Source organism: Liquorilactobacillus mali KCTC 3596 = DSM 20444, from assembly GCF_000260415.1.
In the GTDB taxonomy this organism is placed as follows: Bacteria; Bacillota; Bacilli; order Lactobacillales; family Lactobacillaceae; genus Liquorilactobacillus; species Liquorilactobacillus mali.
Window position 1 is genome coordinate 1 of record NZ_BACP01000020.1, and the last position, 26,745, is coordinate 26,745.

The following is a 26,745-nucleotide window of genomic DNA, read 5'->3' on the forward strand; positions in this document are numbered from 1 at the left end:
CAGCATGACTTCAATAGTTATTCTTGATCATTTTTTTCTTGGTTCATGCGCTGCTTTTTCAGAGCTTGAGTATGGTCGCTTAAAAAGAAGCCCTGCCATTTGCGCATACCACGATCTTGATAAAAATTCTTGAAGAAGTATTCGGCAAAAGCATCATCGATTTTTTCTTTATCATTCAATCTTTTACACTCCTTTTATATGAAATTAATTGATTTGTACTAGGCCAACGTTGGTTTTCAAACAGAACAAAATTAATAGTTAACTGCGTTTCTTGCTGCAGCTCCTTGATCAAATTCTCAAGATAATCTAAGCTATAGCACTTGATGCGATGTAATGGGATAGAACGACTAAAATGCTTTGGTTTAAAGATATTAAAGAAAAAATTAAAAGTGTGATCAAATCTATCATTAACTACAAGGATATAATAACGAGCCTTTATACCTGGTTTAAAGTATTTCTTGACTTGTTTTAAAATATAGTGTGCTTCTTGTACTGAATTATTCAAATGAATTTCCTCCATTATGTCCTCCTACAAGACTTTGTCGTTGGATGAAAGTTCCACCCTTTAGCAGGCTGTTTGCATACATGATTGCTTCTACTCCAAATCGCTCACGAATCCGGTCAATTAAGCTATTAAACATGATTTTCTTAAGCTGTAGATTGGTATTCTCGAAGAGACTTAATTGATCACCCAGTTTTGGACTTAACTGACTATAAGAGATGGCAACATGACGAATTGGTTCACCTTGCCAAAAACTACGGAATATAAATAAGAGCTGTTCTGTCAATAATTGAGTATTATCCGTAGGTAAAATCTTTAATTCATGAGCAAAACCGCTATAACCGTGTTCAATACTACTTAAGGAAAAGCCTATTCCCAAGTGAACACAACCAGTAACTCTGCCAATATGTCTAATTCGTGCTGCAACTTGTTGTCCAATCTCCTTTATAACGACTTCAATTTCAGATTGCTTTATGTAATCTCGTGGTAAAACCTGAGAGTTACCAACACTAGGATTTTTAACGTTCAAAAATTCGCAAAGGTTACTGCGATCAATTCCCCAAGCTAATGCAAATAGCTGAGTTCCGATAATGCCGAATTCTTTTTTAAGCCTAAATGGATTGGTATGTGCTAAATCAAAGAGGCTATTAATAGAAAGTTTTTTCAATCTTTTTGCAGTCTTCTTACCTATACTCCAAAAAGATGTTAATTCGGTAATATTCCAAAATTTAGAGCCAAAATTGTCATAACTAACCTTAGATATTAAGAGGGGAGACTTTTTTGCGTAGATATCAAGGGCCAGCTTAGCTTGAATAGGATTTTCTCCAATGCCGATAGTAGTATAGAGCCCGGTTTCTTTACGGACTGTTTTCTGAATCAAGCGTGCAACTTCAAGTGGAGAAGAACCAAACAGTTTCCATGAATGAGTTAAATCAAGAATTGATTCGTCAATTGAATAAGGATAGAGATCTGTTTCTGCAACAAAACGATTAAAAATCTTATTAATTACTAGGTTTTTTTCAATATATAAATTCATTCTTGGGGGCACAACCAATAATTTTGGATCATCAGGTAAGTCATAGTGACGATCCACATTTTTAATGTTAAAGATCCGTTTTGCACTTGGAGATGCTGCAAGGACTAGTCCACCATTTGTATTTTTCTGCTCGGACATTACCACTAGGACAGATTTAAGTGGATTTAGTCCACGTTTAATACTTTCAACGCTTGCATAGAAAGATTTATTATCGATCATGAAGAATACTCCATGAGGCTCATCTTGATAATTCATAATAACACCTCCGTTTTTTTAATTATACAAACATGTGTTCGCTTTTTCAAGAGGATATGAAATAAAAATTTCAACTGAATTTGGTAGTTTCTGCAGAAGGAGAGGAGAAGTGGGGTAAAAGTTAAATTTTGAATGGTCATGTTCATTTATTCCTTATAAACGTGTTCTATAACTGAAAGTTCTTTGTCTAATCTCGAATTTTACTGGTTTATGCCACACACTCAGTTATTTTTAATACAAAATAAATAGGACTGAATCAAAAATTGAATTTTGATCCAGTCCCCCTATTTACTACCTATATCACACTACTTTCAGATGGATTCTGTAAAAAAGATATTTATTTTATAAAATTAATTTGTTGAACTCAGCCATTTTTTAGAAAAATTTTCACAAAAAAGGAATTGAGAATAAATATTATTTTTCCTCTTTAACTATATATAGTGGTCTATTTTTTACTTCTAAGTAAATATTGCCAATATACTTGCCAACGATGCCCAAACAAAGTAGTTGCAGTCCACCTAAGCCAACAATTATAGTAACTAACGAGGCCCAGCCATCTACGCTACCCCCATAAAAGATCTTACGGGCAATAATAAAAAGCATAAAAAGTATTGACAACGCAAAGGTAAAAAAACCTATAAAAGAGGCAAACAAAAGGGGTACATCCGAAAAATTTACAATACCTTCGATTGAATAGCGAAAAAGTTTCCAGAAGGACCAAGAGGTGTTGCCTGCGACACGATCACGATTTTCATACTCTAAATACTTTGTTTTAAATCCAATCCAATTAAAGATACCCTTTGAAAAACGGTTATATTCACCCATTTCCAAGATTGAATTGACAACTTTACGAGTCATTAAGCGGTAATCTCTGACACCTTGAACCATTGGAACATCAGAGATTTTGTTCATTAGTTTATAAAAAAGAATGGAGAAAAATGAACGGATAGGTGGTTCTCCTTTACGGTTTACTCGACGAGTTCCGACAATTTCATAACCTTCATCTAAAATTCCCGAGAGCATCAGCGGAAGTTGCTCTGGAGGATCTTGTAAATCAGCGTCCATAACTGCAACTAAATCTCCTGTAGCTGTTTTAAGACCTGCATAGAGTGCAGCTTCTTTACCAAAATTTCTGGAAAATGAAACGAAATGAACATTTTGTGGATTTTTTTCATTTAAGTCCTGCAACTCCGGAAGTGTATTATCACTTGAACCATCATCGATAAAAATATATTCCAAAGAGTAATTACGCAGTCGTGGAATAAGAGCATTAACAGCTTGATAAAATAAAGGAATTGATTCTTGTTCATTAAAACAAGGTACTATGATAGAAATCTTTTTAGTCATCTAATATTGTCTCCAATCAATATGATTGCTCCGTTAATTATAACGTTAAAGCGATTATAACTCAATATTTGTAAATCTTTTTTAAGTTATTCGGTAGGCTTTTAGTAAGTATTATTCAATCAATAGAATTCTAATATTGTTAAGCATGCGGAAAAATAGCCAACAATAATAGCCTTATTTGACTTATTGTTCGGTAAATATGATAAAATGACCTTACGATAAATTTATTTTCAAATTGAAGGAGTATTTTAATGACACAATTCAACAATGCATTTGCACTAGGAGATAATGTTAACGATTTACCGATGCCACCTGTAAAAGTTTATATTGGATGCTCTTGGTTTAATGAGCAACAACGCGAACATTTAAAAAAGGGATTGGCTGCAATTGAGGCCAATCCAAGTATTTCAAGGAAGTATTCACATTTTCCACTTGATTTTCAATATAAAGGGTTGGATGTTGCCGAACATCCGGAGTTATTGCACGATGTCGAGTGGCAAGCGAGGACTTTCAATTCTGATATTGAAGGGATTATTGGCTCAGATTTGTGCTTGATGCTTTATCTACCAAGCTTTCCCGATGATGGTGGAGCTTTTGAATTAGGTTATGCAAAAGGGATTGGTAAACAGTCAGTTATAGTTGTCCCTGACAATGACACGGATAACTTGAACTTGATGTTGGCATACGGTGTAACACGTGTTATTAAAATGTCTGAATTGAATACTTTTGATTTTAGACATGTTCATGCTGGTACATACAAAGGATTTGTTCACTAATAGCAGTTAATCTGTATATATGAGGTGTTTTTCAAATAACAAAAAAACTAAACGATAATATAAGAGAAAAAGAAATAAAAAGATGGCTGCTTCCAATAGGTAGCCTAGTCGTATTTGTCGGGATTATGATATTGGTTAAGCTTAATAATTCAATGATTTTACATGTGGATTATGAGGTCCTAAATTGGATGACATATCTTCAAAAAAAGGATGTTATTGATTTTTTCTATATGTTAGCACGCATATTTTCACCTGTCTTAGTAATCATATACATGGGTGTTTTGATGTTTCCATTGCTTAGGAGAAAAACAGCTTTACCACTTCTAGAAGTTATAACAGGTTATATTTTAATGGAGCTTATCAAGAATCATGTTGCACGTTCTCGTCCGGCTGATATGCTTGTGCATGCATTTGGATATAGTTTTCCTAGTGCACATACATTTGAGATAGTACTTGTTTCACTTGTGGTGTTACGGATAGCAAAAAAGATGATATACAATAAAAAGTTGCTGTACTCGACCCATGTAACATTATTTTTGGTGATTACCTTAGTTATCTTTTCGCGACTATACCTGCAGGTTCACTTTCTTTCGGATGTGACAGCTGGGGTATTCTTAGCGTTGAGTTGGCATGGAATTTGGGGAAACGTTATAGAAAAATTAACAAAGAAATAGCGTAATTATTAAATTTAGGATATTTTTTAGCAGCTGAAATCATAGAATAAGAATTATTGTCTTCTTTTTGATATAATTAATTTGGATAGAAAAGTAAGAATTCTGAATTAATATATTAGAGGGGAGAGCAAGAAGATGTCTGCATTTCAAAACGTTCTAATTACAGTTTCAATCATTGCATTAATTGTCATGCTGGTACTGATACTGGGACTCTCTTGGGGAATGTCGTTTCAAGCTGTTGTAGTGGGTGGAGTAACCTGTTTTGCTATCGCGGTAGTTTCGACAGTAATTGCACTGTGCATTGGTGTGGTAGGTATTTTCTCACGGGATTAAAGAAGTTACATAGAAAGAATGAGGGTGTAAGAAGAATTCTAATTCTTCTGTGACACTCTTTTTTTTCTAAAAATGTTATTATTCAGTAATTTGCTATTAAATATCATAAGAATAAGCATATGATTACTTTGAATAAAAAAGTTGAATAAATAATAAGCGTATGAGATACTTTTCACAAAATCTAGGAAATGAAGTGAGCCCAGTGGAAAAATTTGATTTGCAAGATGTTGAAAAGGCATTTGAGAGGATAAAACCATATTTAAGAACAACTCCCGTAGTTGAGTCACTTTTTTTAAATAGTAATGAAAGAGAATATTTTTATAAATTGGAATCCCTCCAAACGGTTAGAAGTTTTAAAATTCGCGGTGCTTTGAATAAAATATTGAGCTTGACGAATTTGGAAAAAAAGAAGGGCGTAGTTACTATTTCATCTGGTAATCATGGAATTGCAACAGCCTATGCCAGTCAATTGCTGGGTATTGAAAAAGTAGAAGTTATTGTGCCAATAGGAACACCAAAAAATAAAATCGAAAAAATTGAACAATTTGGTGGACAAGTTAAACAAATAGGTAAGAATTACGATGAGGCTCATATTCAAGGCATGAAATATGTTAGGAAGAGTGAAATGAACTATATTGACTCTTATTACTCTGATCCTCTGATTTATAGCGGCCAAGGTACGATTACTTTAGAATTGATTCAACAACTTCCACTAGTGGATACAATTGTTATACCAATTGGGGGAGGAAGTTTAATTACTGGAATTGCGGTCGCAGCTAAAAGTATTAATCCCGCAATAAGAATAATTGGAGTTCAAACCGCTGCTTGTCCTGCAATGATTAAATCAATTGAAGAAAGAAAATTTTATGAAGAATATCCAACTAAGGATTCAATCTGCGAATCACTTGTAGGAGGAATTGGAAGATTGAGTTATGAAATGCTTCCTTCATATGTTGATGAGTTGATAGAAGTTGATGAGGCGGATATCGCCGCCGCTGTTACATTCATGGCAAAAAAAGAGAAGATTATTGCTGAGCCGGGAAGTTGTACAACGATCGCTGCAATTAGAAAATATGGTGAGAAGATTGGCGGAAAGACAGTTGTTGCAATAATTTCAGGGGGAAATATTGATGAGCAATTATTTTATAATCTCCTAGCAAAAAATAAGGAATGAGCTATGTTCCACATATGCTGAAGTGTAATACTAACCTAATTTTGATAATACTAGTATAACCAAATAGTACTCATTAATAATGAGATGGGGGTATTTAATGAAAAGTAATAAATGGATCCGTTTTTTGGGTGGCAAAAGTCTAATATTCACGTTGTTCGTTTTAGGGATGATAGCTGCTGTTATTTTTCTTTACAGCAAAGTAGCATTTATGTTTGAACCTCTTGCTGTCGTCTTCTCGACAATAATGCCACCAGTCATTGTAGGGTTGATTCTGTATTACTTAATAAATCCGCTTGTTAAATTACTGGAAAAGTATGTTAAACGTACTTGGATAATAGTCATTATTTATGTCATAATATTAGCATTATTGATTTTTGGAGGAATTGAATTAATTATTGCTGCTAGAAATCAGGCTATTGATTTAGTCAAGCATTTTCCTGATATTTTGCAGAGCTTTGAAAAAAATGTAGATAGCGTAACTTCTAATTTTCCATATACAAATGAGTTAAAACAACTGCAAGACTCACTAAATTTATCAAGTACGAAAATAAGCAAGTTTATAGAGAGTTATTTGCAGAGTGGTGCAGAGGGCTTTGGGGGCGTATTCTCAATAATCTCTACCTTATTATTGGCGGTTATAACTGGCCCAATAATAGCGTTTTTCTTACTGCAAGATAAAGAAAAGTTTTTTAAGACTAGTAAAAAATTGGTTCCGCCAGTTTTTCGTGCTGACTTTACGGAGTTTGCCAAGATAGTTGACCAGCAAATTGGGGGATATTTGAAGGGACAAATTGCGGTATCTGCAATTCTAGGAATAATCTACTGGCCATGTTTTATGGTAATGGGAATTAAATATGCTGGTACTCTGGCATTGGTAGCTGGAATTTTGAGTATTATTCCATACATTGGTTCTTTTGCAGCTTTTGTTCCGGGTTTAATCATTGCCTTCCAATCTTCATTTATGATGGCTGTCATTTTCGTAATTGTATGGTTTGTGGTGCAATTTCTGCATGGTCAGTTCATCGTTCCTAAGATTATGGGAAATAACTTACAACTGCATCCAATTACAGTGTTACTCGTATTGTTGGTAATGGGAGATATGCTAGGAATCATTGGCGTGATTTTTGGAATTCCGATTTATTGTTTTATCAAGGCAATAACAATTTACTTGTTTAGAAAATTTAAGAAAAGGTATAATCGATTTTACGGTGAATTTGGGCAATACGAAGATACTAAGTTCTCAAAAGAAGATTATTTAGATAAGAAATAATTATCTCTGGTACTTTTTAAGGAACACGTTTATCTGGAATAATTAAAGGAGTCAAGTCTCAAAAATTAATTTTTGACTTGGCTCCTTTATTTCGTATTAGTATGCAAGTTTTCCTACTTTATACCACGTTTTTTTCTAATAGTCAGATATCAAGCATAGTTGACTATCACTATACTTTCTAATTACCATATACAATAGATTGGACTTTTTTAGTGATTTTGGCAATTCTAGGGAACCCACTAAATCCGCTTTGATTGTGTCCATGAGTCATAATGACTAAGATGTATCTTTGACCATTTGGAAGGGTGACAATTCCAGCATCATTGTTTACATCATCCAAGAAACCAACCTTATCAGTTACGGTAGTTCCTTTCATTGCTTCGGTAGCTCCGGCAGGAATCCCTGTACGATATACTTGCTTTCCCATTAAACTTAATAACTTAGAACGGTTTGTAGTATCGCTGAATGCACCAGTACCATGAAACAAATCCAATAACAGCTCCTGCAAGCTCTTGGCAGTAGTTGTGGCATTACTGGAAGTGGTAAAGACAGGAGAGTACCAATTTTGACTTTTAATAAAACTGTCAATACTAGAAATTCCATAAGTTTGCAGTTCAGTTTCGGCAAAATCATTTTGACTATATACGATCATATTGTAAAAACCATTTATAGAGGATGTCGTCCAAGAGAAGTTATTACTTTTGGCCTCATTAAATAGGTATGCAGTTATGAACAGTTTATATGTACTAGCCGAAGTAACTGGAGTAGAAGCATTTGAGGAAACTGCAAGATTTCCTTCTTTATATAAGGAGGCATTGCTTTTTTTAGCGGCAGAGCTATTTTTTTTAGGTGAAAGATTATAGAAACTTACGCTGGCAGTACCATCAGCAGTAACTTTATCCAGATATTTTTGCAATTTCTTGGTGATTTCCTTTTTTTGATTAGAAACTTTTTGAGCCTGCGTACTTTGTTTTTGATTGTTTGAATTGCTGGCAATAGTATTCTTTTGATTGCTTCTAATACCTAAAATTATTATAATAACTACAACTATAGAAAAAAGAAATATGTTGCTTTTTTTCAAGTGTTTTTTTCTTCTTTTCAATGTATGCACTTCACTTTCACATATTGTTATACCTACAGAAAGCATAATTTTAATAAATGAAAAAATTGTGAAGTAAATCATACTTATATTGGAAACAAATAAGAACTTTGTAGTTATTTTATCGTTTTTATGAATTTTTAGCGTATGAATAGGTCAAATAGTCATGTATAATAACTTTAGCATCTCGTTTTGAAGGAGAATGGACATTGTGAATATATCAGGGATAACAAGTCAGAATATTAATAGTGTAGGGACAGATACTAGCTCAACTCAAAATAGCCAACAAGCAGATAAGACACTCTTCTCAAGTATATTGGAGAATAATTTAAGTACAGAACTTACAGTAAAAAATGGTGATACTTTGTGGGCAATAGCTAAAAAATATGGAACCAGCATTTCAAATCTGGCTAAGAGCAACAATATTGCTAATCCTGATTTAATTTATGTTAACCAGAGAATTAACGTTTCTGGCAGTGGCACCGAGACAACGGCGACACAGAAAGTACAAACGGCGTATGGGACAACAACTTCACTAACAGCTGGAAGTGTTCAAGGTACTAGTGACAGTACTCAAAGTTCAAGTGGAAGTGGCCAAACTTCAAATCTTTCTGATAGTGAAAAAATAGCACAAGATTATATAGTGCAGCATGAATCTGGTGGAGACTATAATGCTAGGAATGGGAAATATATTGGAAAATATCAGCTTGACTCAAGTTATTTAAATGGTGACTATTCAGCTGCAAATCAAGAGAAAGTCGCAGAAAAATATGTAATGCAGCGCTATGGTTCTTGGACAAAAGCGATGGAACATTGGAAGGAAAATAACTGGTACTAAGCAATTTTTTTGTACTATGTAGTAGGGGTATTTTTTTGAAAAATAAAGCTGCTTTATTTGCAAGTATGTTTATTAATATGGGAATTGGCTTAATAATGCCGGTAACTACCTTGTTTATCCATGAAAGACTAAACCAAAGTTTGGTTATTGCTGGTTATGTTCTAATGTTTTTTTCGATTGCTATGGTAATTGGAAATTTAATAGGAGGGTTTTTATTAGATAGATGGAAGGTAAAACAAACACATTATTTAGGTGGTGCAATTGTCTGCCTTTCCTTAACCATGATCATAGTGTGGCCTTTATGGCCATTCTATGCTTTTTTGGTTGCATTCTATGGACTGGGTCTGGGAATCTTGAACTCAGCAGTTAATGGATATATCGCTTACTTGCAAAAGAAAGATGTGGGTATTTTTACAAATGCTTACTGGTTGGGAAATATTGGAATGGGAATATCTACATTTCTATCCGGAACTTTATTTGCAATAGGTATCAGAGAGGTTTTTCTAAGCTCATTGATACTTTTTTCGCTGACTCTAATGATTATTGCTTTTAACTTTAATGAAATTGAACATGAAAAATTAATAAGAACGTCTAAAAAATTCAACTTAAGTGAAAATTTAAGCAGTCTAACAATTATATGCCTGATTATTATCATTATCTGGGTAGGTTATGAGCAGTGGAATAGTAACATATCAGTTTTGATGCTTGCTAAGAACATTTCGGTGCAGAAGTATAGCTTCTTATTTACGATATCAACTTTCGAAATTGTTATTTTTCAACCATTGCTGAGACCATTCTTTAAAGCGAGTTTCAATAATGAAAGATTACGTGTATTTGTAGGCGTAATTATGTTTGCAGTTTCGTATTTATTGATTATAGATGCGAGCACTTACTGGCGATTTATTTTGGGAATTACTGCATTGTCTATAGGTGATGTCTTAGCTCTAACCACAATTCCAGCTTTACTCAATCGTTATGCCAACGACAGTAATCGAGCATCAATTCAATCGATCAGTAGTACCGCAGGTTCGGCAGGTCGTGCACTTGGCCCACTGATAGGTGGCTATATGATTTCACAAATTAACTACAATTTTTCATTTATTGTAATTTTTATTAGTCACATTGTGTTAATTCCTTTAATATTATTACTAAAAAATAGCAATGAATATACTAGATGATTTATAGGAATTCCGGGGATTCGGTAGAAAATATGGAATTTTACAAGAAGATCGGAGAGTTGATGATGAATGAGACAGGGTATAGTGATAACTTTGATGAATCTTGGGACATATATAATGAAAGGCTTCAGAAAACAGGAGTTAAAAAAAGAAGAGACACCTTGGCTAAGGGAGAGTTTCACTTAGTAGTTGGTGTTTTTATTTTTGATAATAACAACAACGTATTATTACAAAAAAGAACGTTAACCAAGTTAAGCAATCCAGGAAAATGGCAGGAATCAGCGGGAGGATCAGTTTTAAAAGATGAGAATGTCTATCAAGCAGCTAGGCGTGAAGTCGGTGAGGAACTGGGAATAGAGTTGCAAGTAAATAAAGATAGTCTTTTTTTTAGAGAATTTAGGAAGAACTGGATAACTTTTTGGTTTGCTGCAACTACAAATTTTGAGATTGCTAATCTAGATATTCAGGAGTCAGAAGTCGATGAGGTTGAGACTGTTGAGATTATTAAAGCAATAGATCTATTAAAGAACAAGGGTATAGATAATACATGGGAAATATTGCAAGTAATTGCTGGTAAGTTTGAGTGACTTTTTTACAATACATCTGAGTGTATGATATAAAAACAAGTTTGTACAGATTCTTAAATATATTTGCAAACAAATAGTTGATTTGTAATTTTTGGATTAAAATCTCCATAACTTGATTTCATATTGTATAATTGACTGGTACAAAATGAAACGATAGAGGAGAGATTATAGTGAAAATAGTTTTAGCAAGTGACCATGCTGGTGTTGCATTAAAGAAGGAAATTAGCGAGCTCTTAGTTTCAATGGGACACGAGGTTAATGATCTGGGCCCATTCAGCAGTGATGCAGTAGACTTGTCAGATTACGTATACCCAGCTGCTTTGGAAGTTGCCAAAAAGAATGCAGATCGTGGTATTTTCATAGATGGAGTTGGATATGGCAGTGCATTGATTGCTAACCGTGTTCTTGGAATTGATGCAGTAGTGTGCCAAGATCCTTTTTGTGCGAAATTAGCGAGACAGCATACAGATAGCAATGTTTTATGTTTAGGTGGTAAAATTATTGGCTCAGCAATTGCCTTAGATATCGTTAATGTTTGGATGACGACTGACTTTTTGGCACAAGAAAAGTATATTCGCCGAGTAAACAAAGTTAAAGCAATCTCCAAAAAGCATTTGCGCCCATTGAATGAAATTTAAGCACTAAAAAATAAAACAATTAGACCGATCCCAAAGTTAGACTGAAAAGCCGATTTTTAGGGGTCGGTATTTTTATCGTTAAAGCCAATATAATAATTCGTGGTATAATTATTAGAATTTAAATAGGATAATTATTAATAGTATTGGGACCTTGACACATAATTTTGTGAGAATTCATTAGCTATATTTAGAATACCAAAAGATAAAACTAACCCTATTTTTATTTCAAACTTAGTTAGAGAGAGGGAGTAAAAAATGACAATTGATGAACATCAAGATTGGCTTGTTGATTTTTATAAGGGACGTGACTGGTATCGCTTTTCACCAATGAATCGCTTGGTTTTTTTAAGTGAGGAAATTGGTGAACTTTCTAGGGCTGTTAGAACGATTGAACTTAATGGCAGAGATCATCCAGGTGACAAAACCTTGACTGAAGATGAGCGACTGGATAATTTAAAAGAGGAACTTGCTGATTGTTTTGATCAGTTGTTGATAATTTGTAAACAGTATGGAATTAGATACTCAGAACTCAGTGACTATAGTAAAAATAAATTGAAAAAAAGATTTAAAACTAAGTAATTTAGAGAAAAGGAGTTCTAAATGACAAAAAAACAAAGCTTAGAATTAATTGAAAAACTTTCAAATGCCTATGGAGTTTCAGGGTTTGAACATGATGTCTCAGCAATTGCTCAAGAATATGCTGCAAAATATGCAAATATATCAAAAGATGCGATGTGCAATACATTTATAAAGCCTAATGTGGATGATAGTAAACCAACATTGATGCTGGATGCTCATTTGGATGAAGTTGGTTTTATGATACAGGCAATCAAACCAAATGGAACTGCTTCATTTGTAACTGTTGGTGGATGGGTGCCAGCCAACGTAACTGCTGAACGTGTAAGAATTAAAAACCGTGATGGTCAATGGATACCCGGTATCATAGCAACTAAGCCGCCACATTACATGACACCTGCAGAAAGAAAACAGCCAGTTGAAATTGCCAACTTGGTAGTTGATTTTGGCACAGTCTCTGCTGACGAAACAATTAAACTTCTGAAAGTCAATACTGGGTGTCACGTCGTTCCTGATGTTACTTGGGAATATAACGAAAAGTTGGATATTATGATGGGCAAGGCCTTTGATAATCGAATTGGGACAGCCGTTGTACTAACAGCAATTGAGCGTTTGACACAGCGAAAGGAAAAAATGGGTGTCAATGTAGTTGGTGCCCTTGCTGCTCAAGAGGAGGTAGGTTGTCGTGGTGCAAAAGTTACAGTAAGGAAAATTAAACCAGATATTGCAATTTGTCTGGATGGTTGTCCAGCAGATGATACTTTTACGCCAGATTGGTTAGTTCAAACTGGGATGAAACGTGGTCCAATGCTTCGCGATATGGATACAACTTTTATTGCAACCCCTGCTTTTCAGTCTTTAGCTGTTGCAACGGCTGAGGAAAATAATATTCCTTATACTCGTGCTGTTCGAACTGGTGGCGGAGTGAACGCCAGCGAACTACTGGTATATGAAGGCATACCAACGATTTGTATTGGGATTCCAGTTCGTTATGAACATACACATCATACAATCGTGGCATACGAAGACTTTCAAAACACAGTAGACTTGGTAGTTGCAATTGTTGAGAAATTGAATACGAATGTAATTTCTGAATTTTAAATCGGAATCTTTTTGTCTCTCTGCAAGACTTTGTCAGCTTAGTGTTTTTACCATCCATCACCTAGCGGAAAAACAAATTAATTTAAAATAAAGTATGTACTTTGTGTTATACTGTGAAACTAGAAAGCTGTTAAAAATAATAAAGCATTATAATTTTTCTGAGACTATAGCTAGTTTTAATGAAACAAGCTTACTTAGGTAATTAGTGGTACAGGAAGTGCTCAATGCATATTATTCTTAATAGTACTGCTGCAGATAGGTGTTTCAGATAGGTGTTTCAGATAGTTAGACATTTAATTTTGAATGAAGAGGGATGTTTTTATGGCAAATGAGTATCCACAAGTAATGACGATTGCTGGTTCAGATAGCGACGGTAGCGCAGGCATGCAGGCAGATTTACATACTTTTTTTACAAGGAAAGTATATGGGATATCTGTAATGACAGCATGTGTTGCAGGAAACTCATATGGGATTCATGCAAGTGTTTCGCTGCCTCTAGATTTTATTGATCAAGAATTTGCAGATATCAGCGCGGATTTTAAGGTCAGGGCAACAAAAACTGGAATGTTAGCGGATTCTAGCCTGATTAAAAATGTTGTCGAGAATTATAAGAAATATGATTTTGGACCATTAGTTGTTGATCCAGTTATCATGACAAAACATGGTAACATGTTGCTTGAAGAAAGTGCATTTGAAACTCTCAGAGAATTAATGGTTCCTCTTGCGACTGTAATTACCCCAAATTTCTATGAATCTGAGAAACTAGCTGGTATGAATATCAAGAGTGATGATGATTTAATAGCTGCTGCGCACAAGCTACAGCAGATGGGTGCAAAAAATGTTGTTGCCAAGGGATACCATCAGGATGAAAACCAGACCGAAGTTCGTGATTTTATTTTATTGGAATCTGGCAAAAGTTTTTGGCTGAGTGCTCCATATCATGGAACGACGCATATTAATGGAACAGGTGATTCATTATCTGCATGTATCGCGGCAGAGATAGCTAAAGGAACTAGTGTTGAACAAGCAATTCGAATTGCTAAGGAATATGTAAACATTGCAATTGGTAATGAGATAGCTGTTGGTCACAAATTCGGTCCAATCAACCATTGGGCACCAAAGATGGAATAAAAATTGAAAAATGAGACTTTTCTTTACTAAGAATAGATTGGAAAGGCTTATTTTTTTCTACATACGGAAGAAATAATGTATTTTATAGATAAATACTAGTTTACATATTCGAGGTCAGTATTAGGTCGACCAGGTTTTGCAGGCTGTCAGCAACTGCTGGATACGAAAGAGTTCTAAAGATAGCAATATTTTTGGTAATTTCTTGCATATATGTATTGTCTGCGACATTTAATTTTAAATCTGACAAATTTGCAAGTACATTTGCTATTAGGAGATAATATATTTTTTTGTTGTCATACGCTTTCCTCTGAGCCTTTTTTGCGTATCTTAATGCAAGTTGATACTCTCCTTTTCGCAATGCCAACTCAGCCAAATTACTGAAGAAAAGAATCACCTTATCCATATAGTTTTTAAAATTTAACTTTTTTGCTTTTTCTTCAAATTGATTTGCGAGTACTTTTGCAACTTCAAAATCTGCTAAGAAAATTGAATTAGCAAGTGTTCGAATTTCAAATTCATGCCAATTTTTACATGATAATAAATAGTTGAATATGGGTTGGTAATTCTCTATAGTTATGTGATTACTTTGTGTCAATTCAATTAAACCCAACATGTTTAGCCGCTTAATTTGTAAACGGATACTTTTCTTTGCAACTTCTGGGGTAAACGTTTTTTCTAAATAGTCTGCTAATTCATCAATTTTTTGTTCCGTAGATAACCTGTTGGTTGTTTCCGTATAGATTCTGTCTTTGAGTGAGTAATTATTATCAAGTTCTGTTTGGAACTCCATAAGAGAAATATCAAGATTTTGCAATAGACCCAACATTTTCTCATATGAAGGGAAGTATTTACCATTTTCTAATTCTGAAAGATGGGAACGTGACATTATGCCAGTTGACACAATTTTTTGAGTCAGATTCTTGTCAGTTCTGATTTTTTTAATAAGTGGACCAATATTATTCATATAAATATACCTCATTTGTCGGAATAAGTAACAAAAACTCTTCCTTTGTTTATTCTATATTAAACTTTAGTGGAATCAAAGTTTAATATAGAGGAGTGAAGCTAATGAGTTTACTAGTTTTAGGTGGAGCAGGATATATTGGCTCGCATATGGTTAAACGGTTGTTAGATGAAAAAGAGGATGTAGTTGTAATTGATAACTTGTCTAAGGGGCATATGAAAGCAGTTGATGCAAGAGCAGTATTTATCGAGGGTGATATTCGTAATAAGAGTCTATTACGAAATGTATTCGAAAAATACGAAATTGAGGCAGTGTTCCACTTTTGTGCGTATATGCAGATACCAGAATCGTTAGCAAAGCCGAATGATTATTTCGATAATAATGTCTATGGCTTGATTGCATTGATTGATGTAATGAAAGATCATAAAATAAGTAAGTTAATTTTTTCTTCTTCGGCAGCAGTCTACGGCATTCCTGAAAGTAGTCCAATTAGTGAAGAAACAAACAAAAATCCAATTAATCCATATGGTTTAACAAAGCTAATGATGGAGCAAATGATGAAGTGGGATGGCGAAGCATATGGAATTAATTGGCTGGCATTTCGTTATTTTAATGTTGCAGGTGCACAGATTGATTGCAGTATCGGTGAAGACCATCGCCCTGAATCGCACCTAATTCCAATTATACTTGAGGCGGCGTCAGGCAAACGAGATTATGTTGCAATGTGTGGTAATGATTATGCAACTAGAGATGGATATAATATTCGTGATTATGTGCATGTTGTTGATCTAGTGGATGCACATTATTTAGGATTAAAATATTTACGTAATGGTGGTAAAAGTGATGTTTTTAATATTGGATCAAAACATGGATACTCAGTTAAAGAAATCGTACATGCTGTAAAAGAGCAAACAGGGATTAACTTTAAAGTCATTGATGCACCAAGACGAGGAGGAGATCCCGATGAACTTGTGGCAAATAGTGAGAAGATCAGACGAATTTTAGGTTGGAATCCACGTTATAGTGATATTAATACGATGATTCAGTCCGCATGGAATTGGGCAAAGAGTCATCCCAATGGATTTGAAGAGTAAAGTACTGTAATGCAGCATTATACTGCTTGCAGTAATAAGGAGATGATTATTTTGTTTGAAGTTTGTTGTGGTGGGTATCAAGATGCTCTGAATGCTGCAATTGGTGGTGCCAGCAGAATTGAACTAAATAGTGCATTGTATTTAGGTGGACTAACACCAAGTGTTGCAAGCCTCATTTTGACAAAAGAAAATACGAATTTGAAAGTTATTTGTATGGTACGACCAAGGCCTGCGGGTTTTTGCTACAATGATAATGAATTTGAACAGATGCTACTCGAGGCAAAAGAACTGCTTAGAAATGGTGCAGATGGGATTGCATTTGGATGTTTAAACAATGACTACACTATTAATACAAAGCAAGTTGAGATAATGTGTGATTTGGTTAATAAATATAAGGCAGAAGCAGTTTTTCATCGCGCTTTTGATTGCGTCAGTAACCCGATTCAAGCACTAGAGGTGTTGATAAAGCTTGGAATAAAAAGGATTTTAACAAGTGGACAAAAACCGACGGCTATTGAGGGAATAGAACTAATTAAGCAGTTGCAAGAAATATATGGACAACGAATTGAAATCTTAGCAGGTAGCGGCATTAATTATAAAAATGCAGAAAAAATATTGCAATACACAAAAATAAACCAATTGCATGCAACTTGTAAAAATTACAAGGAAGATATTACAACGACTGGAGCAGGAGTTTCCTATGGATACTTAGAAAAGCAATTTTTCAACTCATATGAGGAAGTTGATCCTCAAATAGTAAAAGAATTAGTCAAAATTGTGGAGCAAAAAGAATAGTGGACCATTTGATTTTTTTGTAAAAACTTGCATTTTCCAATTCAACGCGTGAAAATTACATTGTATTGTAAGTCACGATATTGTTTGGAGGAATGAAAATGGCAGTTGAGAGAACATTGATTCTTGTAAAGCCTGATGGAGTTTCTGCAGGTCACGTAGGTGAGATTATCACAAGAATTGAACGAAAAGGTTACAACATTGAAGCTTTGAAGGTAACAACAGCAACAGATGAAAAGCTCAGAAAACATTATGCGGACAAGGTTGATAAGCCTTATTTTGGAGAGATAGAGTCTTACATGAAGGAAGGACCAATGGTTGCGATTATTGCAAGTGGAATTAATATCATTGATGCATTTCACAATATGGCTGGGAAAACTAATCCAACATTAGCTGCCCCAGGAACAATTCGTGGTGATTTTGGCTGCGAATGGAAAGATGGCAATTTGAGAAATGTAGTGCATAGCTCTGATGGTGTTGAGACTGCGGAAAATGAAATTAAAATTTGGTTTCCAGAGAAATAGAGTTCTGTTCTATAGTAATAAATATCAGAAAATATCTTAAATTGATTATCTAAAGTGACCCCAAGGGATTAGACAAAATCTAATTTTTGGGGGTCACTTTAATTTTTCGCTAGTTTTTTGTTAGAAATAATTTTGAATTTTTAAAAAGATATAAAATAGTCTAAAACAGCTTAGTTTTGTTTTGAAAATGGAAGTCTTAAAGAGGATAATGCTACACGGTGATATGTGAAAACTTATATAACTTGTCTAATTACCAGTGCAATTATTAGTATTACTTTAGTAAAAAGGGGCAAGAACAAATGAGAAAAGCGAAAATTATTCTATTAACGGCAGCTTTAATATTTTTGGGGATACTTATCTGCTGGGGGGCAACAAACAAAACATCAAAGAAGAATCAGATTAGAGATACAGTTAGGATACATAAAAGAAGGAACGAACATAAAAGAAATAAAGAACAGGAGTTACAAGACGTTTTAAAAAAAATAAAGTTTGGGGAACTTTGGTCTATCAGAATGGCAAATCACATAAAATTAAGAGCGTATCGGTGGGATATGCAAATTATGAGAAAAGAATCAAGAATTCAAGTTCAACGAAGTACATGTTAGCTTCATTACAAAAAAGTTATACTGCAACGATGATACAAATGTTAATTGATCAGAAAAAGTTGTCAATGAATACCAAACTTAGCCAATTTTATCCAAGTATTAGATATTCAAACAAAATAACGATTCGAAATTTGTTAGATCATACATCTGGTATTCAAATGGGAGAACCTGCTCCTAAAACCATGTTGACAAATGATTCTAGCGCTGTTATGTGGGCAATCAATCACTTAAAATCAACAGGTAGAATGCAGTGGAACTATACCAATGCAAATTATATTTTGTTAGCGGGGATAATAACAAAAGTCACAAACCAATCTTATATGAGTGTATTAAGTGAAAATATTTTAAAGCCGTTAAAATTAAGAAATACTGCCGAATTAGATAGCAATACAATTAATTCAGCAGCAAAAACTTATAATTTTGGAAATAATGTAACTTTACACGCAATGTCTTATGATTTAGCTTCGAGTGAATTGGGATGCGGTAATCTGTATACAACACCCTCTGATTATCTTAAATTTGTATCTGCACTTGAGGACAACAGCTTACTATCGATTAGTTCGCTAAATGAGCTTTCTCGGAATCATGAAACTGCATATTCAGCAGGTTTTTACTACTTTTCAAATGGTCAGCGAGCAGATGGGATAGACAACGGATACTATAATTTTTATTATGATGATAAAAGTGAACATGCTAATATGATTTTGATGCTGAATAAAGGTGTATCTGATTCACAAGGCAGGGCGATGATTCAAGAGTTGGGAAATATCATAGCATCTTAAATGTGTACAGGTATATTACAATGTTGATCCTGATTTTATATTTTTGTCATCCTCCAAAGACTATAGGCAAGCATTATGACACCGTTTGTAATTAGGATCCAGGCACCTTCATGAATATGAGCGAATAGGAGTGCAAAGACCAATGTTCCTATTGGCATAACAGACGTATTTATTGTTGTAATTGAAGACATAACGCGTCCTAGTAGATCTGTAGGGACACTTTTTTGTAGAAACACTTGTGTGGTTACATTCAATATGATAAGTGAGAATCCAAGAATGACCATTAATAATGTTCCTAATATAGTTATGGTCAAGTATCCTTTTAAGCACGCAAGAACGATACCCAAACAAATAAATGACAAAATGGTTGGTATCAAAGAACAAAAAAGTTTTCTTTTCATAGATAATTTATCTGGAATTATTCCAATTATTAAGCTACCAAGTAGCATTCCAATTGAATTTCCGCTTTCAAGGAAACTAATGGAACCATTTCCAAGATGAAGATTATTTGATAGTATGTAGGGCATTCCGATTGTTAGGGAAGTAAATAGAAAATTTATAAAGATACCAATGGTAATCATTTCCATAATTAGCTTTTGCCTGTGAATGTATTTGAGGCCGTTTGAAAACTTCTTTATCTGTGATGTTAATCTTGTATTTTTCTTTTGAATAGAACTCACTTGTTTTTTTCTTGGTGAGTAATGAAAATGCATACTTAATACAATTGCAAAAGAAATTAATGAAGCAAAAATTTCAAGAAAGATCATCCATTTAAAACCTAGAAGACTATAAAGAGTCATTCCAAGCGGAGGTGCAATGATTGCGGATAGGGAACTTGCGGCCTGTGTAAATGAACTGAGTTTTTGAATATGATTTTGATTAACAACTTCATGAATTGCTGCAGAATAGGCAGTTGAATTGAAATTACTGCAGATAGTGTTGATAGTGACAAAGATAGTGATAGGAATGAATAGGTAATTATCTTTGAAGAAACCGATTGTTGCTGACAAAATAAAAAGCGCTAGTAACCGAGACAGTAGAGATGAAATAATTATTTTTTTATGTGCTACTGAATCAACAATATTTCCGATAGGGACAACAAATAATAGATTGACCAAGGGCATAATAATCATTTCTAACCCAAAGCTAAGCGGTGAATTTGTAATATTTAACAACATTAATCCTAGGGAAAATGAAAACATGTTACCTGTAAGGGAGCTAATTAAGTTGCTAGTGATGTCTTTGCCGATTTGAATATTTGATTCTTTATCTGTGACAAAAATGTTTTTTGTTTTTTCCATTTTTAAAACACCTCACAATTAAATTTTATTCTTCGTTAAAAAAAAATTTAATGACAAACAAAAATATAACTGTTTGATTTAATTTTGTCAATACATTATGATTAATTTGAGGTGATTAGATGGCTGCAAATATCGTTTCACAGCTAGCAAGGGCTTTAGCCGATGAAAAAAATATTAAAATTATAAAAACAACAAATGTACAAGATGGAATAAATATCAAAGAAATTTCAAAGAAGACGGGAATTCCTACAAGTCAGTTATATTATCCGATAAAAAAATTAGTTGACTTAGAGTTGATTGAAATAGTTAGAAGTGAACACATTAAAAATTTGCAAGAATATTATTATTCGAGTTTCAAATTGAACGATCATAATGGTGCTTCAAGCATCATTGATGATGACAAAATCAATGGATTAAACATGTCAGCTGACTGGGCAGCTGAGCACACTGAAGAACTGGTAAAAATGTTCTTGTATGGAACTCAGTTATTTATCGATTCAGCAACAAAAGAAATTAATGAATATAAGAAAGACTCTTCTTATTTTGACAAGATAAAAACAGGTGGGGTATTTAGCACACTGAAATTATCACAGGAGGCACAAAAAAAATTATTTGCTGATATCTACAAATTACTTAATGAAGCAGAGGAAAAAGATCAGGGAACAGATAAAGAAGAGATCAACTTTATGGTACAAAAATGGTAGCATAATGAAAGTAATAGATTGGAAATTAAAAAGGAGAGACTTTTTGTTAAGTCTTTCCTTTTTTACTATATCATAGCATTCCTTTATAGTTAGTACCGAATATTGTTATTAGTTGGATCCAGGCTTATAGTGTTGCTTCAATATATTTGTCTTGAAGAAGTTTTGTTATTGGTCCACGCTTGCCATCTCGTACAGGTTTCCCGTCGATTTCAACAATTGGCATCACTTCATGAACAGAATTGGATGCAAAACATTCTTCAACTTGATCAAGCATCGTAACTGGAACTGCTTTTTCCACGACTTCCAATCCAAGAGATTTTGCAATTTCTCGCAATTTTATTTTTGTAATGCCAGGTAATACTAAATTACCATCTTCATGGGTACGTAGCTTACCATCAATAACAAACCAAAGATTCGAAGCAGAAGCTTCAGTGAAGTATCCGTCGCGAACAAGCAATGCATCATCATAACCCTTTTCAACTGCTTCATTCAACGAAAGGACATTGCCAAGTAAGCTCAATGACTTGATATTGCAATGTAGCCAACGTTGATCTTGTACTATACAAGAAGTATGTCCCTTTTCTTGGGCCTCAACATCACGCTCAATCGTGATAACATTAGCTGTTAAAACGGGTTCAACAGTACCAGGAAGTGGTAGATGATGGTCTCTTGGGGATTTAACACCACGAGAAACTTGTAAGTAGACTTCTCCTTCCTTAATTGATTCAACTGCGATTAGTTTTTCCAAGTTAGCTTTTAACTCAGCACGAGTAAAAGGCAGGTCTAAGCGAATTTCTTTTGCACAACGGTCGAGTCTATCGAAATGTTCGTCAAACATATACATTTTTGAATTATAGACACGCATTGCTTCATATAGTCCATCACCATATTGGTAGGCGCGGTCTTCAATATCGATTTTTACTGTGTCACGTTCTACTATTTTGTCTTTCCAAAGTACATGCATAAATGTATCCCCTCCTGTGTTGATTAGCAGTATTATACTCCATTATGAAGAAAAATTCATTAAAGTCCCGAATAGAAAACAGTGTTATCTATCTACCATCGATGTTTCTTATTCTTTTATACTTTCATTAAGAACTGAAGATAAACTTATTTATTTAACAAGTTTCTTTTCAACAATTCATCAAAAGAAGTTCATAAAGTTGTTTTAGAATTATCTCAATGAATGAAGTAACAATGTAATAGGCTAATTAAAGGAGATAATTAAAATGAATAAAGATGATAAGATTGTTTCCGCACAAATCGTTGGAATTAAAAAAGAAGAAATTGTTTGCAGGACAGAAAATAATAAATTGATAAATGTAGACGTAATAAACAATGACGAGATATTTATGGAGGTAATGGTAGACTTATTAATAAGTGGGTTATGGGTTCCGGTAAATAGGCAACTCAAAAAGTTTTTGGACTATGATTGGTTGGACAAAAAAATATTAGTAAATAATTATTTAATTGATTGAATAATACAAATAATGTTTAGAGATTATTTATTTGTAAGTAAAAATATTAAGTTTGAAGTAATAATTTGAATATTATAGCGATAGCGAAGTGACTTGTTTAAATGTAAAACAATTTATATTGTTTTTACTTCTAAATTTAATCACTTTTGCTTATTTTTTTTGTATAAAGCGATAATACAACAAATTTGTTTTTTAAAGAAAAGTATAATACGATTTAAACTAAGTTAAATTAAGATTAAATTTGCAAAAACAAAAAAGTAAATTTGACATTCATTGTTAATGTAATTATAATCTTATTTAATTCATTTTTAAGTATTATAAATTTTTTTGGGGGGAGTTTTAGTTATGAAGTTAAAACGAATGGGTCTAGTATTAGCTATTCTTGCATGTGGGGTTACGCTTGCGTCGTGTGGCAAAAGTAGTTCATCAAGTAGCGGAAAAGCGAATACAAGTACATATAATTATGTTTATACGACTGATCCGACTACACTCGATTACACAGTTTCCTCACGGGCAACAAATAGTGACATCTTTCAGAACTTTGTCGATGGCTTGCTTAGTAGAGACAAATATGGCAGGTTGAAACCAGATTTGGCAACATCTTACAAGGTAAGTAATGATGGAAAGACATATACATATGACATTAGAAAGGGTGTTAAATGGGTCGACAGCGAAGGTAATACATACGGAACTGTTACTGCTCAAGATTTTGTAACTGGATTGAAGCACGCTGTTGCTGCAAAATCAGAAACGTTGTACGTAGTTCAAGATTCTATTGTTGGGTTGGACGATTATGTTAATGGTAAAACGAAAGACTTTTCAAAAGTTGGTGTTAAAGCAATCGGCAAGTACAAGCTACAATACAATTTGACAAAACCTGAATCTTACTGGAATTCTAAGTTAACGTATGGGGTTATGTTCCCAGTCAATGCCAAGTTTTTAAAAGAATCGGGTAAGAGCTTCGGCAAGATGAAAGCAGATGGCATCTTATATAACGGTGGTTATATTTTGAAAAACTTTACTTCAAAATCAGTTATTCAGATGACTGCTAACAGTTCTTACTGGGATAAGAAGGATATTCATATCAAGAATGTTAAGTTGACATATAATGACTTATCAAACCCTGACAGTTTATACAAAGCATTCAAGAATGGTACGAATACGTTAGCGCGTGTATATCCTAACTCGGCTGGCTATAAGGAAGTTGAAAAAAGTAATAAGAATAACATTGTTTGGTCATTGCCTGGCTCAGCAACTTATAATTTTACATTTAACTTGAATCGTAAGAACTATGATGCAACATCGAAAAAGACATCTAAAGAAAAAACCGATACAAAGAAGGCAATTCTTAATAAGAACTTCAGATTAGCTGTTCAGTTTGCATTTAATAAGACTGATTACAATGCGCAAAATGTTGGTGAGGCTGGTGCCAAGAAGTCATTACGTAATGAATTGATTCCTCCTACATTTGTTTCTGTAGATGGTAAAGATTACAATTTTGCAGTAGAAAAAGACTTAACTGCAATAGCAAGCCCGTTATCTAAAATTAATTTAGCCGATGGACAAGATGGCACATATAATCCAACAAAGGCTAAGGAGTTAATTGCTGCAGCTAAAAAAGAATTAGCAGCAGAGGGAGTATCCCTTCCAATTAAACTTGATATTCCTGAGAGTGAAAAGGATCAAACTGGTATCGATCAAGCTAAGTCATTCAAAAAGTCAGTTGAAAGTGTACTTGGTACAGATAATGTACAAGTTGATATTCAATTACTTTCAAATGACAAATATCTAGCAGGAACATATGAAGCTACGACAGGAGCACAATCAGACTATGATATCAGTAATGCTTCTGGATGGAGTCCAGATTATGAAGATCCTTCAACATACTTGGATATTTACAATCCAGAATCAGGTTCAATGTTATCAACAATTGGTTTAACTGCGGGTGATTCAGAATCAGCATCAGTGGCTAAAACAACAGGTCTTGATAAATATGCTTCATTGGTTGACACCGCAGAAGCAGAAACAAGTGATGTTAACAAGCGTAATTCATTATTTGCAAAGGCTGAAGCAGCATTGTTAGATAGCGGGATTCAAATACCTGTCTACTCTGATGGTGGGACTCCATCGGTAACGAAGGTTGTTCCATTCTCTGCAAGTTATGCTCCTACAGGATTAGGTGGTTCAAGTTCTTACAAATATATGAAGTTACAATCGAAACCAGTTACAACTGCTCAATACAATAAAGCTAAAGCTGCTTGGAATAAAGAAAGAGCCAAGATTGCAAAGGCAAATGCTGATAATTAAGAAAATATTCAAAAAAGTAATTGCATAATTACTACTTTTATTTCAATTTAATAATGATGGAAGTGGAGCAATGGTATATTGCGCCACTTCTATTATTTATATAGTTCTTCATGAAAAAACGATAATAAAATAAATATATTTTTATAATATTAGCTGTAAAGGAGGATTCTTCGATTGAAAAAATATCTTTTTTTTAGAATACTAAGATCTCTTTTAAGTATCTTTTTAGTGACTACTATCACTTATATAATAATTTATTCACTCATTCCAAAACGTGATGTGTTTAGCCAAGATCCTTTGATTCAAAAACTGGCTTCAAGACCAGACAAGTTAATCGATTACAAAAATAATGCCTATCATAATATGAATTATCTTGATTATTATGATACGGAGACGCTTGTCAATAAGGTTCAAAAGGCAACGTCTAATACAGATGTTTCTGGAAGTCATGGTAAGAAGAATTTTGACATACTCAATAAATGGGCAAAAAAGAATGGGTTTAAGATTAAAACTTACCCAAGTAGTAAGAGATACTATGCAATAAGAGATTTGCCATTGTGGGAAAGGCTCGGCCGCTTTTATGGTAACCTCGTGAAAATAGATACACCTTGGAGTGTTCAGGATAAGAATAATCCAAATTTGAAGCGTTACTTGAAGATTGAAAATGATAAATGGGTTGGTTGGGCCTTAGTTGGTTCTGGTACTAAATACCGATATCAAATATATTTCAATAAATCATTTCCTTTTATTCATCAAAATATTATTCATTTCGACCTAGGAACTTCATATCCGACATTTAGTGGAACTTCTGTCTTGGATGTAATAGCAGGCAGACAAGGAGCAACAGTTTCTAAAAAATATAACTTAGGGCATGGAGTCATCATTAACTCGGCTGATAATGTTTATACAAGGCAGTATCAATCAAAGACTCATCGAAATGCTTTTGACTATGATCGTTACAAAGATTCATACACGAATCTGGATCAAAATTACCAAGATCCATCAATGATTGGAACATCATTTAGAGCTGGTATTTTTGCTTTGATTATTTCATATGCTATTTCGATTCCGATGGCGTTTTTCATGGCACGCTTTAAGGGTAAACTATTTGATAAGGTTGGAACAGGAGTTGTTACCTTGTTGATAGCTATTCCAAGTTTGGCGTTTATTTATGCCTTTCGTTATATTGGGGCACAACTTTTTGGACTTCCGGATTCATTTCCAACACAAGGAGCAAGTAGTTTTGCTTCATGGGTAATGCCAACTGTCATATTGGGACTGCTTTCAGTATCAGGTTTAGTAATTTGGTTTAGACGATATATGATTGACCAGCAGCAGTCTGATTACGTTAAGTTTGCACGTAGTAAAGGACTAACCGATAATGAAATTTATCGCAAACATATTTTTAAGAATGCTTCAATTCCCATTGTACAAAATATACCTGGGATGATTATTGGTTTAATTGAAGGTGCAACAATTACAGAAAATATTTTTGCTATGCCCGGGATGGGTAAAATGTTGCCTGACGCAATTTTAGCTCATAATAATTCAATTGTTATCGGTTTAGTATTCATCTTTACGACAATCGGGGTACTGTCAGTTCTTTTAGGTGATATCTTGATGGTAATTGTTGATCCTAGAATTAAACTCTCAACGAAGGGAGACGAGTAATATCGCAA

The 26,745-nt window shown here is 33.9% G+C and carries 29 protein-coding genes; 21 read left to right on the forward strand and 8 right to left on the reverse strand.

Annotated features, from left to right (window positions below; all coding sequences use genetic code 11):
- Window positions 1–17 precede the first annotated feature (17 nt).
- The 4 genes from GSM_RS15000 to GSM_RS02765 form a co-directional block, all read right to left on the reverse strand.
- Window positions 18–179, reverse strand: coding sequence for a hypothetical protein (locus GSM_RS15000; protein WP_010077754.1), 162 nt, complete (start codon window positions 177–179; stop codon window positions 18–20).
- Window positions 176–520: a hypothetical protein gene (locus GSM_RS02755; protein ID WP_010077755.1), complete on the reverse strand. Its 345-nt coding sequence runs from the start codon at window positions 518–520 to the stop codon at window positions 176–178. The genes GSM_RS15000 and GSM_RS02755 overlap by 4 nt, the downstream gene beginning before the upstream one ends.
- Complete coding sequence (locus GSM_RS02760) at window positions 498–1,793, reverse strand: Y-family DNA polymerase (RefSeq protein ID WP_010077756.1); 1,296 nt, start codon at window positions 1,791–1,793, stop codon at window positions 498–500. The genes GSM_RS02755 and GSM_RS02760 overlap by 23 nt, the downstream gene beginning before the upstream one ends.
- Before the next feature lie 414 nt (window positions 1,794–2,207).
- Window positions 2,208–3,140 carry a glycosyltransferase family 2 protein gene (locus GSM_RS02765; RefSeq protein WP_010077757.1) on the reverse strand — a complete coding sequence of 311 codons (933 nt, stop codon included), beginning with the start codon at window positions 3,138–3,140 and terminating at the stop codon, window positions 2,208–2,210.
- Window positions 3,141–3,391: 251 nt separating this feature from the next.
- Between GSM_RS02765 and GSM_RS02770 the strand changes: the two genes are divergently transcribed.
- The 5 genes from GSM_RS02770 (at window position 3,392) to GSM_RS02790 (ending at window position 7,367) form a co-directional block, all read left to right on the forward strand.
- Entirely contained in the window at window positions 3,392–3,916 is a 525-nt protein-coding gene (locus GSM_RS02770) for a nucleoside 2-deoxyribosyltransferase (protein WP_010077758.1), read from the forward strand.
- A 188-nt stretch (window positions 3,917–4,104) separates the two neighbouring features.
- Window positions 4,105–4,590: a phosphatase PAP2 family protein gene (locus GSM_RS02775; protein WP_010077759.1), complete on the forward strand. Its 486-nt coding sequence runs from the start codon at window positions 4,105–4,107 to the stop codon at window positions 4,588–4,590.
- Between the two features lie 135 nt (window positions 4,591–4,725).
- Window positions 4,726–4,923, forward strand: coding sequence for a hypothetical protein (locus GSM_RS02780; protein WP_010077760.1), 198 nt, complete (start codon window positions 4,726–4,728; stop codon window positions 4,921–4,923).
- Window positions 4,924–5,125: 202 nt separating this feature from the next.
- The gene (locus GSM_RS02785) at window positions 5,126–6,097 is read left to right on the forward strand and encodes a threonine ammonia-lyase (protein ID WP_010077761.1); all 972 of its coding nucleotides are present in this window, start codon (window positions 5,126–5,128) and stop codon (window positions 6,095–6,097) included.
- Between the two features lie 97 nt (window positions 6,098–6,194).
- A complete protein-coding gene (locus GSM_RS02790) occupies window positions 6,195–7,367 on the forward strand; it encodes an AI-2E family transporter (protein WP_010077762.1) in 1,173 nt (390 codons plus the stop codon).
- A gap of 178 nt (window positions 7,368–7,545) precedes the next feature.
- Here GSM_RS02790 and GSM_RS02795 read toward each other — a convergent pair whose 3' ends face one another.
- Window positions 7,546–8,448 carry a serine hydrolase gene (locus GSM_RS02795; protein ID WP_010077763.1) on the reverse strand — a complete coding sequence of 301 codons (903 nt, stop codon included), beginning with the start codon at window positions 8,446–8,448 and terminating at the stop codon, window positions 7,546–7,548.
- A 229-nt stretch (window positions 8,449–8,677) separates the two neighbouring features.
- On the opposite strand from GSM_RS02795, the gene apf reads away from it, so the two are divergent.
- The 7 genes from apf (at window position 8,678) to thiD (ending at window position 14,515) form a co-directional block, all read left to right on the forward strand.
- The gene (apf, locus tag GSM_RS13885; RefSeq protein WP_010077764.1) at window positions 8,678–9,304 is read left to right on the forward strand and encodes an aggregation-promoting factor; all 627 of its coding nucleotides are present in this window, start codon (window positions 8,678–8,680) and stop codon (window positions 9,302–9,304) included.
- A 35-nt stretch (window positions 9,305–9,339) separates the two neighbouring features.
- The gene (locus GSM_RS02805) at window positions 9,340–10,482 is read left to right on the forward strand and encodes an MFS transporter (protein WP_010077765.1); all 1,143 of its coding nucleotides are present in this window, start codon (window positions 9,340–9,342) and stop codon (window positions 10,480–10,482) included.
- 32 nt (window positions 10,483–10,514) lie between these two features.
- Window positions 10,515–11,069 (forward strand): NUDIX domain-containing protein, encoded by a 555-nt coding sequence (locus tag GSM_RS13890; protein ID WP_010077766.1) that lies wholly within the window; start codon window positions 10,515–10,517, stop codon window positions 11,067–11,069.
- Window positions 11,070–11,239: 170 nt separating this feature from the next.
- Complete coding sequence (locus GSM_RS02815; protein WP_010077767.1) at window positions 11,240–11,707, forward strand: RpiB/LacA/LacB family sugar-phosphate isomerase; 468 nt, start codon at window positions 11,240–11,242, stop codon at window positions 11,705–11,707.
- Between the two features lie 255 nt (window positions 11,708–11,962).
- On the forward strand, window positions 11,963–12,286 hold the full coding sequence (locus GSM_RS02820) for a MazG nucleotide pyrophosphohydrolase domain-containing protein (protein ID WP_010077768.1): 324 nt from the start codon (window positions 11,963–11,965) through the stop codon (window positions 12,284–12,286).
- A gap of 21 nt (window positions 12,287–12,307) precedes the next feature.
- Window positions 12,308–13,384 carry a M42 family metallopeptidase gene (locus GSM_RS02825; RefSeq protein ID WP_010077769.1) on the forward strand — a complete coding sequence of 359 codons (1,077 nt, stop codon included), beginning with the start codon at window positions 12,308–12,310 and terminating at the stop codon, window positions 13,382–13,384.
- 321 nt (window positions 13,385–13,705) lie between these two features.
- The gene (gene thiD, locus GSM_RS02830; protein ID WP_010077770.1) at window positions 13,706–14,515 is read left to right on the forward strand and encodes a bifunctional hydroxymethylpyrimidine kinase/phosphomethylpyrimidine kinase; all 810 of its coding nucleotides are present in this window, start codon (window positions 13,706–13,708) and stop codon (window positions 14,513–14,515) included.
- 100 nt (window positions 14,516–14,615) lie between these two features.
- On the opposite strand, the gene GSM_RS02835 is transcribed toward thiD, so the two are convergent.
- Entirely contained in the window at window positions 14,616–15,479 is an 864-nt protein-coding gene (locus GSM_RS02835; RefSeq protein ID WP_010077771.1) for a helix-turn-helix domain-containing protein, read from the reverse strand.
- A gap of 104 nt (window positions 15,480–15,583) precedes the next feature.
- Between GSM_RS02835 and galE the strand changes: the two genes are divergently transcribed.
- The 5 genes from galE to GSM_RS13895 all read left to right on the forward strand — a co-directional run bounded on the left by galE (window position 15,584) and on the right by GSM_RS13895 (window position 19,276).
- Window positions 15,584–16,573, forward strand: a complete 990-nt coding sequence (galE, locus tag GSM_RS02840; RefSeq protein ID WP_010077772.1) for a UDP-glucose 4-epimerase GalE — start codon at window positions 15,584–15,586, stop codon at window positions 16,571–16,573.
- Between the two features lie 42 nt (window positions 16,574–16,615).
- Window positions 16,616–17,368, forward strand: a complete 753-nt coding sequence (locus GSM_RS02845; protein WP_040538188.1) for a copper homeostasis protein CutC — start codon at window positions 16,616–16,618, stop codon at window positions 17,366–17,368.
- Between the two features lie 98 nt (window positions 17,369–17,466).
- Entirely contained in the window at window positions 17,467–17,889 is a 423-nt protein-coding gene (ndk, locus tag GSM_RS02850; protein WP_010077774.1) for a nucleoside-diphosphate kinase, read from the forward strand.
- A 299-nt stretch (window positions 17,890–18,188) separates the two neighbouring features.
- Window positions 18,189–18,494, forward strand: a complete 306-nt coding sequence (locus GSM_RS15190; RefSeq protein ID WP_010077775.1) for a hypothetical protein — start codon at window positions 18,189–18,191, stop codon at window positions 18,492–18,494.
- A complete protein-coding gene (locus GSM_RS13895) occupies window positions 18,434–19,276 on the forward strand; it encodes a serine hydrolase domain-containing protein (protein WP_235720333.1) in 843 nt (280 codons plus the stop codon). The genes GSM_RS15190 and GSM_RS13895 overlap by 61 nt, the downstream gene beginning before the upstream one ends.
- Window positions 19,277–19,311: 35 nt before the next feature.
- Here GSM_RS13895 and GSM_RS02860 read toward each other — a convergent pair whose 3' ends face one another.
- Window positions 19,312–20,577: an MFS transporter gene (locus GSM_RS02860; RefSeq protein ID WP_010077777.1), complete on the reverse strand. Its 1,266-nt coding sequence runs from the start codon at window positions 20,575–20,577 to the stop codon at window positions 19,312–19,314.
- Window positions 20,578–20,696: 119 nt separating this feature from the next.
- Between GSM_RS02860 and GSM_RS02865 the strand changes: the two genes are divergently transcribed.
- Entirely contained in the window at window positions 20,697–21,281 is a 585-nt protein-coding gene (locus GSM_RS02865) for a winged helix-turn-helix domain-containing protein (protein WP_010077778.1), read from the forward strand.
- A gap of 124 nt (window positions 21,282–21,405) precedes the next feature.
- Here the strand turns inward: GSM_RS02865 and dat are convergent, their stop codons facing one another.
- Window positions 21,406–22,245 (reverse strand): D-amino-acid transaminase, encoded by an 840-nt coding sequence (gene dat, locus GSM_RS02870; protein ID WP_010077779.1) that lies wholly within the window; start codon window positions 22,243–22,245, stop codon window positions 21,406–21,408.
- Window positions 22,246–22,510: 265 nt separating this feature from the next.
- On the opposite strand from dat, the gene GSM_RS02875 reads away from it, so the two are divergent.
- The 3 genes from GSM_RS02875 (at window position 22,511) to GSM_RS02885 (ending at window position 26,737) form a co-directional block, all read left to right on the forward strand.
- The gene (locus tag GSM_RS02875) at window positions 22,511–22,759 is read left to right on the forward strand and encodes a hypothetical protein (RefSeq protein ID WP_010077780.1); all 249 of its coding nucleotides are present in this window, start codon (window positions 22,511–22,513) and stop codon (window positions 22,757–22,759) included.
- 345 nt (window positions 22,760–23,104) lie between these two features.
- On the forward strand, window positions 23,105–25,066 hold the full coding sequence (locus tag GSM_RS02880) for a peptide ABC transporter substrate-binding protein (protein ID WP_010077781.1): 1,962 nt from the start codon (window positions 23,105–23,107) through the stop codon (window positions 25,064–25,066).
- 174 nt (window positions 25,067–25,240) lie between these two features.
- Window positions 25,241–26,737 carry an ABC transporter permease gene (locus GSM_RS02885; RefSeq protein ID WP_010077782.1) on the forward strand — a complete coding sequence of 499 codons (1,497 nt, stop codon included), beginning with the start codon at window positions 25,241–25,243 and terminating at the stop codon, window positions 26,735–26,737.
- Window positions 26,738–26,745 lie beyond the last annotated feature (8 nt).